This is a genomic window from Parabacteroides bouchesdurhonensis (assembly GCF_900186615.1).
Classification (GTDB): Bacteria; Bacteroidota; Bacteroidia; order Bacteroidales; family Tannerellaceae; genus Parabacteroides; species Parabacteroides bouchesdurhonensis.
In genome coordinates this window covers 1,547,264-1,559,554 of record NZ_LT896588.1, presented here as the reverse complement: position 1 = coordinate 1,559,554, position 12,291 = coordinate 1,547,264, and the positions used below count along the sequence as shown (strand labels likewise).

11 protein-coding genes are annotated in these 12,291 nt (G+C 50.5%); all 11 read right to left on the bottom strand.

Annotation, left to right across the window (positions count from 1 at the left end; genetic code table 11):
* Positions 1 to 15: 15 nt before the first annotated feature.
* Entirely contained in the window at positions 16 to 492 is a 477-nt protein-coding gene (locus C1721_RS06740; RefSeq protein WP_234347372.1) for a hypothetical protein, read from the bottom strand.
* Positions 493 to 607: 115 nt separating this feature from the next.
* Positions 608 to 889, bottom strand: coding sequence for an HU family DNA-binding protein (locus tag C1721_RS06735; RefSeq protein WP_102407684.1), 282 nt, complete (start codon positions 887 to 889; stop codon positions 608 to 610).
* 2 nt (positions 890 to 891) lie between these two features.
* The gene (locus C1721_RS06730; protein ID WP_102407683.1) at positions 892 to 3,285 is read right to left on the bottom strand and encodes a DUF4906 domain-containing protein; all 2,394 of its coding nucleotides are present in this window, start codon (positions 3,283 to 3,285) and stop codon (positions 892 to 894) included.
* Positions 3,286 to 3,297: 12 nt separating this feature from the next.
* Positions 3,298 to 4,401 carry a DUF4906 domain-containing protein gene (locus C1721_RS06725; RefSeq protein ID WP_102407682.1) on the bottom strand — a complete coding sequence of 368 codons (1,104 nt, stop codon included), beginning with the start codon at positions 4,399 to 4,401 and terminating at the stop codon, positions 3,298 to 3,300.
* 12 nt (positions 4,402 to 4,413) lie between these two features.
* Entirely contained in the window at positions 4,414 to 5,406 is a 993-nt protein-coding gene (locus tag C1721_RS06720; RefSeq protein ID WP_102407681.1) for a fimbrillin family protein, read from the bottom strand.
* A gap of 15 nt (positions 5,407 to 5,421) precedes the next feature.
* Complete coding sequence (locus C1721_RS06715; RefSeq protein ID WP_102407680.1) at positions 5,422 to 6,360, bottom strand: fimbrillin family protein; 939 nt, start codon at positions 6,358 to 6,360, stop codon at positions 5,422 to 5,424.
* A 44-nt stretch (positions 6,361 to 6,404) separates the two neighbouring features.
* The gene (locus tag C1721_RS06710; protein WP_102407679.1) at positions 6,405 to 7,217 is read right to left on the bottom strand and encodes a fimbrillin family protein; all 813 of its coding nucleotides are present in this window, start codon (positions 7,215 to 7,217) and stop codon (positions 6,405 to 6,407) included.
* A gap of 23 nt (positions 7,218 to 7,240) precedes the next feature.
* On the bottom strand, positions 7,241 to 8,278 hold the full coding sequence (locus C1721_RS06705; protein WP_159063553.1) for a fimbrillin family protein: 1,038 nt from the start codon (positions 8,276 to 8,278) through the stop codon (positions 7,241 to 7,243).
* A gap of 23 nt (positions 8,279 to 8,301) precedes the next feature.
* Positions 8,302 to 9,387 carry a fimbrillin family protein gene (locus tag C1721_RS06700; RefSeq protein WP_102407677.1) on the bottom strand — a complete coding sequence of 362 codons (1,086 nt, stop codon included), beginning with the start codon at positions 9,385 to 9,387 and terminating at the stop codon, positions 8,302 to 8,304.
* Positions 9,388 to 9,395: 8 nt separating this feature from the next.
* Positions 9,396 to 10,592, bottom strand: a complete 1,197-nt coding sequence (locus C1721_RS06695; protein ID WP_102407676.1) for a fimbrillin family protein — start codon at positions 10,590 to 10,592, stop codon at positions 9,396 to 9,398.
* 37 nt (positions 10,593 to 10,629) lie between these two features.
* Positions 10,630 to 12,267, bottom strand: coding sequence for a fimbrillin family protein (locus C1721_RS06690; RefSeq protein WP_108745536.1), 1,638 nt, complete (start codon positions 12,265 to 12,267; stop codon positions 10,630 to 10,632).
* Positions 12,268 to 12,291: the final 24 nt, after the last annotated feature.

The following is a 12,291-nucleotide window of genomic DNA, read 5'->3' as shown; positions in this document are numbered from 1 at the left end:
AGGTTTATATTGCTGCTAATCAAGCATATCATCTTCATATATCTCTATTTTACCGATCAATTTCAGGATTTCTTCCGGTGCATGTTTATAAGTACGCAGATATTTGGATAATGTGCTTATTTTCAATCGGAAATCAAACGCCAGGAGGATACTGGATGCTAAATGGCAGTAGGAAATTTTAGTTTTTCTTTCGGAAGTCTCAAGCAAATGAACCATTTTCAGGAACAAATCAGGGTGAAGTAAAGGATAACAAAAAGCCCCCATTGGAGAATGGAGGCGCAAATAATTCAAATAAACATCCGGGCTATGCGATAGATACCTTCGTATAAACTTCTCATACCTCTTAGGCAGGTTGTCGTAATAGCCGAAGGCAAGGCGGCAGATTAAGTGTTCCCATTCCCGGCGGACGTCGGGAGAAAGGGATTTCATTTGCGCCTCGAACAGGCGGACGGTAGGGCTGGCCACTCCAAACAAGGATTGCAGCCGTTTCAATTCATTTTTCATTTTCACGTACGGAGGGGGAATGTGTATCCCTCCGACGCGAAATGCGAATCCGGTAAAAAAGCCAAAATCCACACGCCTCCGCCCTTCCCGGACGGGGAAGCGGTTATTCCTTCCTGTTCAACTTTTTCAGTAAACGGGGGGAAGGTTTGAACTTTATACTGTTACGGGCACGAATAATGGCAGGAGTACCTGTTTTCGGATTCCGCCCATTACGCTCGTTCTGAATCCAAAGATCAAACCTGCCGAAGTCCTGTATCAAAATGGAATCGTCCTGTAATAAACAGTCGCCCAACACTTCCCTGAAAGCATCAATAAAATGGCGGGCCTGACATCGGGAAACAGACAGGCGTTTAGCTAATTCATTCGATAAGTCTGTTTTGTTCATATTTAGTTTTCTTTTTCCTGAATACAACGGATTAATAATGCGGCGTAATCACTAGCACCTCCAGACGTATTTACAGAAGTATTATCAGCTAATAATCGCAAAGGATAAGGGCCTTTTCCTGAATCAGTTTGATTATCTGTTTTGTTACTCCAATAGTAACCAAAAGTACCAATATTTCCATAATGATCTTCATACCAATATCCCGGCAGTCTATAATAAGTTGTTTTTGTAGGATCACTGCTATCATATTTTAATAAGAAACCTCCATCCTTCTGGGCATTGTTGTCAGTTGCTTTATCTAATGTTGTACCTGAACTAAATAAGGGAAAGAAATTTTCTTGTGTACAAACACGCCAACCAGTCGGACAAGGATCATGTATCGCCTTATTTGCCCCCATACCCCACGCTGTTGAATAGTCAGAAGGAACAGGTGATACCCATCCTTGTTGCGTTGGTACTTTGAACACTGTATTCACTTTTTTATATGCTTCACGATAAGTTGCTGCTATATTTGGTATCTTCATCGGAAAGAATGTCATACCATCACTTCCATAGCAACTTAATATCCCCTTCAGAGGAACATCAACCGAAGAACCTATCGGTATTGATCCAATTACTTCCTCCGTATAACTGCTTCTAAACGGATCTTTCCGTCCCCACTGATACATGAGACCATTTGCTTTGGAACGGTCTATTTCCCGCTCCGGCACAGTGCTGTAACCCGCCATTGCCCCTAAGTTACGATCCATCATGGGCAATTGGGCATCACGTCCGCTTCTATTATACTTATGCTTCTGCTTATTCTCCGTCGTCACCGTCTCATTCCCTGTCGGGTCAGGGCTATATTCTGTTATCCAGAGATGCCAGCTCCATAATATTTCGCCACTCACGTTATAGGCGGCTATCACCCCGTTACCGCCTTTGGTGTTTGCCACACGGCAATAGATAAGGCCTTTACCCTTCTCTTTCAGCGGGGAGGCCGCCGAAACATCCGTGCCGTCGCGGAATTTCACCTCTACGATGTTCGTATGGTCGGTTTCCGAATTGACCACGCCCACTACCGGATCACCCACGTCGCCGTTTTCCTTCGTTTGCCAAAGAAGTTTCACCGAGGCGATACCTCCTTCGTCTTTAGCCCAACCCGTAAGGAGCGTATTCTCGATGTCTGTACCGTTCTGCCTGTAAGCATACGGGTCGAAACAGAAAGCGCTACCGGGAGTTACCAGAAGGCAGTTTGCCGTAGGTATTTCATTATTGTTGTTTTCCGAAGCGGGCACAGGCGAAACAATCTCCACCCGTTCATCATCCACCGGCAAAGAGGTATGCTTGAAATTGACCGTATAGTTATAATCCGTATTATCGTACAAGCTGAAATCCGTCACATCCTGCCCGCCCAGATAAACGCGGTAGTTCAGTTTTTTAGACGAAACAGAGTTATTCACCGCCGTAAAATAGAGGTACGTGCTGCCATCCGGAGCTATCGATCCGGAACGCATCGTTACCGATGTGATTTCCGGCTTCTTGCCACGCACGTTGGCAGGCATCCAGTAGGAATAGCTGTTATGGACACTCACATTAGTACTCGGCACCATATACGAAGTAAACTGCCCCACCAGGGAAGGATACGAACCGTCCGCCTCCGGTTTGGGCAACAGGTTGTAGTTCCTCGGTACATCCTGCACCAACACGCGTTGCAGGGTATAATCCGCCACTTCATAGTTCCAGCTTATATTCAATCTTACCGCCAGGCGTCTCAGCTTCAAACGGACATCTTCCGTACCGCCCTCCGGGCTGCTGATAACGCCGTTACTATCTATAATAACATTTTTCACATGCAGCACATAAGGCATTTTGTTCATATCCTCCAGTTTTGTGGGATCAAGCGCATTGATCTTCTCCGCCGCTACCGACAAGGCACGCACACTGTCCAGCGGCTGGTTTGCCGACAATGTAGCCACCGTACCGCCATCGCTTCCCCTTGCCACCACTACCAATTGGCAACCATTAGGTGCCGCCTGCAGGCCGGTCAGCGTAACTTTGTCACCTATTGTTATTCCGGTACTGCTATTGGCTACCGTCGCTTTTGCCATGTACTTGCCCGACAGGTCGAATTGCCCCACCTCCAGGTTATACAGTTTATCCGGTTTCAATACCGATGCACGGGTGGAAACAACGCCCGTCTCTATACCGAACGCCCCACCGTCCTTTTCCGCCGAGCGGGTGGAAGGCAGAGAACCATCCTCCTCGTCCGCCAAGCCGATACGGAGCGTAACCGTTACCGCATCGCCCTCTCCTTTTCCGGCGGCTTGCCTGTCCCATTCGTCCTCACAGGAGGCCATGCCTGCCAGCAGCAGGATGGCAACCCCCATCCATATATTGAATTGTCCTTTCTTCATAATGCTGTCCTTTTAAAAATCCACTGTGTTGTCCACCGTCTCCACATCGTCAAACACCACCACATTATCATCGGTTACCGTTACCCGCACATCCGCGCTGTTCGCACCGCTGATATTAAATGTTACCGCATACGAGTATCCCCGGCGGATATTATAGTCGTTCACCAGGTTGCCGCCCAGGTAGATACGGTATTTCACCCCGATCTGCCCGCTGCTGCCCGGATAGGTATATGTCCCCTCCAGTTCCAGATAAGTACACCCGGCCAAAGTGCCACCCGGACCGTTAGCTACCACATTCTTATCGGTAAACTTCGTCCCCGTACCCATCCCCCGCAGGTTTCCGGGCATATAGAAAGTCAGCGTCGAGTTCTGGGTTAATGACTGACTGCTTACTGTTTTTGTGTCCTTTATTATATCTCCGATATCCGGATAGGCGATACCCGCCGGCCGGCCGCCACGGGCATAAAACGCCATCTTCTTCGGCAGGTTCGTTACCTTCACGCTGTTTATCTTCACCGTACCGCTACCCGTACTACCCGTGAACTTCCACGCCACCTGCACACGGGCAAAAGCGCGTTGCAAAGGGGCTACAATGACGGCTTTGTCCGACGATGTTCCAGTCTGCGCCTTATACACCACCGGCCCGGCGGAAACCAGATTATATTCGCTCTGCGACCAACCGTCGTTCGTCGCCCGGAAAAGCGCCTGCAACTCCGTCTCCGTTCCGCTAAAGGAACTCGTCGAATTTGTGTTTCCGGCATTCGCTATCACATAGAAACGGCTATCCTCATTGCTGAAACCGCTCGTGGTAAGCGTAATAGTCTGGTTAGCGGCAGCAGCCAGAATGTCTGTTCCTGATATATATTGTTTATGTTTGAACGTGCTGTCGGCAGCATACTGCAGCACCCATACATCGCCTATTGTGATTCCGTCCAGAATCTTATCCCCTGCCGCTTTCGTTTCCACCGTCAGCGCCTCCGGCAAGCGCAGGCAGATACGCAAACCCTCTGTTTCCGGTTGCCGCGCCTCCTCTGTTTCGCACGAAGAAAACACGCATAACAACAACCATCCTGCCAATGCGATCCGTCCGTATATGTATATCCTGTTTATATTCATACTCCTGTTTCTTTAATCTTTTCCCAAATCATCCGTACCTACCTTGATCTCATCGTATTCTTTGACGGCAATCGTCAGGTCTTCCGGAGTCAAAGCCCCGTAAAATTTCAGGGAAAACTCGAAATTATACATCATACCCGGAAGCAACATCTTCTCCAGGGCAACATCATAAGTAAATACATCCGGCAAGTTGTTCACTTTCAGTTTTACCTCGAATACCAGTTCAGCCAGCCCTGTAGCAGGCACTACCGGAAGCAGCACCTGCGCATCAGCTATCCACGGATCGAACCACGCTGTACCTTGGTGCTCAAAATCCGTGCCTTTATACGTATAAGATGATTCATATTTTTCCGCTGCCTCCCACGAGGTGTTGCCCAGTATATAAGAAAGTTTTTCGGGAAGTCCTTTCAACACTACGGACACCACTTCCAGGGATTTTACCTCTACCGGTTGGGTGGTATTCGGGGCGCAGACCGAGATGCCTACCTTCGTCCCCATGCGTGTGAAAGGCTCGGCCAGGGAAACCGTCATCAACTGTCCTCCGGCTTTATCCGGCTGTACGCGGATTCCTTTCAGGGTCAGATACATAAAATCCTTACCGTTACCAACCGCAATCTTATTATCCGTACTTGACAGAACCGGAACATCTCCGGCTTCCGATGAATTATACGACACCAGATAGATGTCATATTCCCCGCGGTAAAGTTTGATTTCTCCCGTTGCCGTCAGGTCGGACTGTACCGTGTACACCCCTTGGGCATAAGGCTCTCCGGACACCTGCGCTCCTTTCTTATACACATAAATCTGTATTTTCGTACCGGACGCCATCGACTCCTGTGCGGCGCGCGTCGCCGCGCCTCCTCCCAGGTCAAAAGAGAGCTCCACCGGAGTTCCGGCCTCTTCCTCTCCGCCCGGCCTGTCTATTCCTTCCGGCATATCACGGGTGCACGCCGCCAACAGCAGCGCCACACAAACCGTCCATATTCCAACCCGACTGTTTATCATATGCAATTTTCCTTTTTAAATTCCGATATGCGTATCCTGGCTCGCATCGTCCATCCAACCGTTAATTTGAATCCCCGTAAGCGTTCCTCCCACTTTGTTGACCGTAATCGTATAGAGGTAATGCCGGCCGGCTTTCCATTGTACATCTCCCTTTACCGAACCGGTCAGGAAGGTATATGAATCATTGTCAATCTCCACCGTCAGGCGAAACGACAATTGCTGCTCCGGCTTCTTCATCGGGGCAACCAGACTGAAAAGATTGGCGGCCGTCGTATTATCGTTAAGCACGATCCCTTCGACACTGGTCAACAGCACCGAAACCGATGAAGTCAATCCGTCCAGCGAACCGTCCGACAGGTTCATTACGCCCGTTCCGCGCCAAAGGTTATTTCCGACGCTCAGCATTTCCAGTTTTGTCAGTTTAATGGTCTCCGTTGTACCTGCCGCCTTTTTGACACAGAAACTCACCTTTGCCAAAGCATGTTGCATGGCAAGGGTTACAGACGGGCTTTCCGCCGTTGCCTCACTGCTGCCATACAGATAATCCGTTTGCGAACCGGCCGAAAAATCATCCTCCGAAATAACCGTCACAGGAACTGTAAACACGTTGCTTCCGGAAGAAGAAACGGCGTTCACCACAGGATAACAGGCATATACCTTGGCAGGCTTACCGCCGTAAATAGAAAACGGGGAGGAGGTTGACCATGCATTGCCACTTTTTGTAAACTGTACCAAAGGCGTATTCCCTCCCAGCGTATAAGGCACTCCCTCACGCGTAACATACAGCGAAACGTCTGCCAGCCCGTCGGCTGTTACCAGGGCGCGCGTTTCACCGCCCACCGCTACTTCCTTTAGTTGCAGCAGCCCTGTCCGTTCCTCTTCCGGGTGTTCCGCCGTACAGGCGGAATACAGTAAAAGACCCAGAGCGCCTGTTAATAATCCGTTTATTTTCATATCCTGTCTTGTTTTACTTTTCTCATTTCCTCCGCAGGCCTGTTTCAGGTGGCATCCCCCACATCGCCGCCTTTATCACCCTCTACTTCTGTAAAATCCGTTACCGTTACGCTGTTCAATACCAAATCCACCCCGTACGTAAAATTATACGTATAAGCATGGCCGGCCTTCAGTTCGAATGCCGGCTGCGTATATGTTTTTGTAGCATTGTCACTTCCGGTCAGCGTTATTTTGTATCCGGCAGAATACGCGGCCGCACGCATAATGCCGGTAAACGTATGGTAGGTTAAAGCTTCGCTGTTTGTTACACGGAGCAGTTTGATGGTTTCCGACGAATTTGCCGTGGTACAGATGCCGTTGCCTGCTACCGACAGGCCGGTAACAGCCGTAGCCTCCTTATACGCCACATTGATAATTAGTTTCGCACCTGCCGGGGCAAACGTAAAGTTCAGGTGGTTAGCGGCAGACGAGGCGCTTGCCGTTAAATGGTTGCTATTGGTGTACCCCTCCTTCGTGGTTTGATCTTCCAAAATCGTGGAAAAACCAACCGGATAGGAAGCGGTAAAAGCGGTATTGTCTTTTATCGTTGCGAAATTCTCACCAGACACACAGGTCCAAGTGTTACCACCTGTTTTTTTATAATTCCCTGTGCTACCGCCTGTCTGTGTAACCGCAATTATGTCCTCTTCTTCAAAAGCCGTATCCGTAGCGCGGGTCACAGGCATACCTATCTCCGCCGTGATGCGAAGCGGCCCTTCGTCCGGCGTTACCAGATCCTCCGCTTCATGGCCGCACGCCGCCAATAAGAGCGGTAACGCCATCCATAATAATTGTTTCCCGTATCTGTATCCTGTCATCGTATTCCTCCTTCGTCATTTATTCAATTATCCCAAGGGCCCGTATAGGTGGGATCACCCTGCACCCAGTCCGTAATAGCGCCGTCCAGCGTCAGGTTGCGGTCTTTCAGTTTCAGGTTATACGTGTATATATGCCCTTTTTGCCATTGGATATTAAACCCGGTGTTTGTGGCCGTCAGGGTACGGTCGTTCGACGCGTCGCCCTTTTCACCCAATACGATTGTCAACGACACATTTTCCGGCGCTACCGCCAGAGGCGCTGCCAGCCCGTAGCCGACGGTTACCGACGATGTAGTCGCACAAACCGGGTTTACCGACGCGCGAAAAGTCAGTGTTTCCGTATCCGTAAGCGAAAGCGCTCCGTCTTTAATCTGCATCGTCCCGCTTCCGGCCCGGAATTTCTGCGCATTACCGGCATGAACGGAGAGCCGTATTTCCTTTACATAGTCGTATGTACTGTTCGGGTTACTCGCCTGTAGCTTGAACACGACCTGTGCCAAAGCATGGCGCATATAAATAGAAGGACTAAACTCGCTATCCCGGTTGCTGGCGGTCACTGTTTCTTCCTGAGAAGAGTTTGGCTTTACACCATACAGGTAGTCCGTCGTACTGCAGTTCCAGGTACTGCTGCCATCGAAAGAGGCGATAGCCGGGACGCTCACCGGAATAGTATGCGTGTTAGCGCCGGCAGCTCTGGTAACCGCTGCGCTCGTAGGATAAAAAGCATATACATACACCTTGTCGCCCGAAAGTTTGATCTCCGGGCTTCCCGTCCAGCTTGTACCGTTTGCAGTAGAAAAGACGGACGATTCGTTACCCGTATAAGCGCTATGGTCTTCCTTTGTAAGAAACAGCTTGATACTGTTAATCGTACCGTTTGCCGTAGCCGACCCTATCCCGCTGATAACGGAACGGCTCACGGGCGCAGAGGCCTGTTCCGCCTCGAATGCCGGCCGCAGCAGGCAGTCCGCACTGCCGGAAAGCACCTGTTCTTCGTCATTGCAGGCGGCAAACAGCAAGAACAGCGCCCCACTTAAAGCGTATGTCAATTTAGCTCCCATTGTTTTTTTATTTATCCGTTGCATCATATTTCCACGCTGCCGGTAGAAGAGCCGGCAGTCCAGCTTTCCATCGTAATTCCGGTCATTTCCAACCCTGTTCCTTTAATCGAGAGGGTATAAACATATACCTTGCCAGCTTCCCACGCAACATCGGCGGAATGGGCAACTTCCATTTCTTTGCCGTCCACCGTTACCGAGAATTTCGATGCTTTCTGCTCGCAAGGCAAGGCATAACTCTCTATTACCACCTTGTCATCGGTAGCCGTAGTTATCTTATTATCCGTCATCGCGGACAGGTCATAAGTATAAGCTTTCGATGCTGCCGTTGTCAGACCCTCTAGCGCACCGGTGTGCAGGTTCATCCGGGTATTCCTGTCGATGCCCGGCATATCACGCGTATAGGTTACTTGTGTTACGCTGGTAGAACCGTTATAGTCCTGTCCCCGTTTGAGCACGATGCAGATACGTGCAAAAGCATGCCGGAAACCGAAGCTGACCGAAGGCCCCCATTCGTTCACCCGGTCTTCACCCGGACGTAATTTTCCATTGTCCGCCAGTGGGTGATCCGTACCGAACGCGCCGTTGCTATAAGCCACCCCATACATATAATCACTGTCCGCCGCCGCAAAATCCAACTGTTTCCGGTTCGCATCCGCGGTAGCCGTATTCTGATAAACGATTGTCCCGGTCGGGATGACCAGCCGGGGGACCGTATCGTTGTTATTCATATTCTTACTGGGCTCAAACGTACCCGCCGGATGGGCGGCATAAATACGGGCGCGCTGGTGTACCAGCCAGAGTTCTTTACCCTCCACCCCTTTGGCAGAGCCGTCCGCCTGTATCTCATATTCTCCCCGCGTACCCGCCGGAAGAGTGCCGTAGGCGGTTTCGCCGTCCGTGTGGTTCACAGCATACACCGCGAAGTGCTTACCATTCATATTACTCGTGGTAGCACCGGCACGGGTTTCCAGCTCTACATCCGCCACACGCCCCTGCATCGCTACCGGAGTGGCAAGGTCTTGATCCGGATCAGCGCCGTCGCCTTCCTTGACGCAAGAAGCAAACAAAAGGAAGGCGCACAGGGTGATATGTGTAAACACTGTCTTCATCCGGTTCTTTATTTTATTTCCAGGTCGCTACCGGCTGTTTCCGTAGTCCAGTCTGCTATCATTACGGAGGTAACGGACAAGCCCGCACCGCTTAGTTTCAGGGTATAGAGATAGTTCTTGCCCTGCACCCAGGTAGCTCCGGTGTTTGGCAATGCTGTCGTATAATCAACGCCATCGATGGTCAGAACCACGTTAACGGAACTTTTATCAGCGCCGGCAGTACCGCTGCTACCGGCCATCTCGTCCGGAAGGACCAGGATGCCGAACTTTTTGGACTTCTCTTTAGCTAGCGTCTTGCCATCAATGTCTGTTGTAGTTGCTTTTACCAATGTTTCGTCATTAGTTCCTATTAACCGGGTATATGTCGCAGCTGCAGCAACTCCTTTAACAAGTATGCCGTTTAATTGCATTGCAGGACTTGTACCCTTGTCCAGGGCTGTACCGTTGTTGCTGTTTTTAAGCATAATTTTTGTCAACAGGCCGATCCCATTATACGTCCCGTCATTATAAGCGCGGAAGCTGACCATCGACAGGGCATGCTTCATATTCAGCGTTACGTCGGGACTGGTTGCGGTTGCTGTTACAGCCGTACTGGTATCGGCATACATATAGTCTATATCACCCGGAGCGGTAGCCAGTTTGCCTTTACCGCTGATATTGTCATTACCACCACTGTCCTTATCCGCATTATCCACCGGAGTAATGGTATGGTTGGCAGCCGTTACGTCGTCTTTTTCAAACACGGATATGGCAATCGTACTTGAACCTATATACGGGGCGGCGCTTGTCGGTTTCAAAGCACTTGATTTATCTGCCGTTCCGTCATTATTCATCTTATATGCCGGATAATGGGCATAGATTTTGGCCGTCTCGCCGGTTAATTTGATTGAATCCTTACCGTCTATAACCCACGCGCCTGCTGCCGAAGTGTCCCATTTATATACGGAATAATTATTGGTTGCGCTATGCTGGGTTGCACTGTTAGCATACACGGCAATAGAATCCAAGGCCGCTCCTACCGTCGAGGCATCAGTACTGCCCTGGATGGCGCTTCTTGTCAGCTCTATCCCGGTATGAACCTGGAGCAGGACAGGCTCGCCTGCCGGAGGTGCAGGCGCGATTGTTTCCTCCTCATTTGTACAGGAGGTGCAAAGTGTGGCGCAGAGAGCCAGAAAAGTGATCTGCAAAATGTTTCTCTTTTTCATTTCATTTCGTTTTAAGTCGTCGTAAAATTGTTTTTTCTTATATATTGTCGGGGTTATTTTTATCGGGACGGAGCGCCAGGTCACCGTCTTTTATTACCGTTTCCCAGTCCGACACCCGGACTTGTATGCCAAGCGTTACCCCGTCCGGTACAGGATCGGGAGTGGGAGTAGGTGGCAACGGGTCGTACCCCAGATTGATCACTACCTCGAAAGCGCTGCCGCCTTCGCCTCCCGACAGTTGAAGCGGGACATTTTTAAACACCCGGTCGTTGTCCGGGTCATTGTTCACCGCTAGATGCAGGTCTACCGTCAGGTTTGCCGAGGGGACTACCAGCAGGTATCCCGGCAAGTCCACTTTGCCGTTCTCCACAGGGATACCGCCACCGGCAGGCGCCTCATAGACCTTGACCGGCAACGGGTCGGAGGCCTTCACGATGCCGCCTTTTCCCGGAGACACCTCTACATTCGAGATATAGCCGTTCATGTTCACTAAACGTACCTTATAAAAGGATGGCATATTTTTTATTTCCAGCGAAAAGCCCAGCAGGGTAAGCAGGTGTTTATAGCTCAGGGGAGCGCCGCCGTCTTCCCGGTCGAACGGTTTCCTCAGCGAGCCAACCGATTCGGATGACAACATCAGGTCTTCACCGCCTGTCAGGGTATATTTGATCACTCCGTCCTTCATCTCGGCAAAAGGATAATAGCCGCAGAGATAGAGCGCCGAGCCGTCCGAAGGGTAATAGCGTTCCGGAGTGAGCGTAATCTCCCCGCCGGCAGCGCGTCCTTCCCAATATCCGTCGTAATTTCCGGGAGCTGTTCCGTAGACAATGCCCACCGGCGTATTGTCGAAGGCGTCTATCGCCGCGCGCGTCTGTATGCCTGTTGTAAGGCGGATAGGCACGGCTGGCGTTATTTTGCAGGAGATATCCAGCGTGTCGTTTCCTCCGGCAAGGGCCGTTTGCAAAAGTTCCGTCATGTCCAGGCTTCCCGAACAGGTATGTCCCGCTTTGTCACGCAGCGAAAGGGTAAGCGTACAAGCTTCCTCTCCCACTCCGGGCAAACCGGCTTCCACCTCATACGTCCCGGCATCCGTCACCGTGCGGAGCGGCAGTTTCAGTTTTTTTGTCTCTTGTGTTTTATCCGTTTCACCCGCTATAAGCCGTTGTGCCACGATGCCGCCCAATGTCCCTTCGGCTTCCATACCGGAGAATTCTTTCCCCAGCTTTACCTGCAGGCGAAGAACAGGGGTAAATGCCTCCGGCGTGAGGGGAAGGGAGGTGTTCCCGTCTTTTTCTATCCGGACGGAAGGGGCTGTAGCCCGGTATGCGGGATGGGGTAAAGGGAGTAAAATGTCCGGTGCGTTTTTTATGCCCAGTCCGAGACTCGAGAAGTGTTCGGTATCGACCGGTTCCAGGCTTTCACTGTCATATCCGACCAGCGCCACAGAGCAAATGCCGGCAGGCAAGACGCATTCTGTGCTTTCTGAAACAAGTTGCGTGGTAATTACTTTGTCTGTTCCTTCGGGATAGGCATACAACGTATAACAGAGTGACGCGTCCAACTTCGGCACTGTCAACAGCAGTTTACCCGTACCGGTCACATCTTCCGTTTCATCTTTACATCCCCCTAGAAGCAACAACAGGAAAAGCAAGAATTGTAATTTGCAAATTTTCATTTTATCCCCTCTCTTCTGATTTTA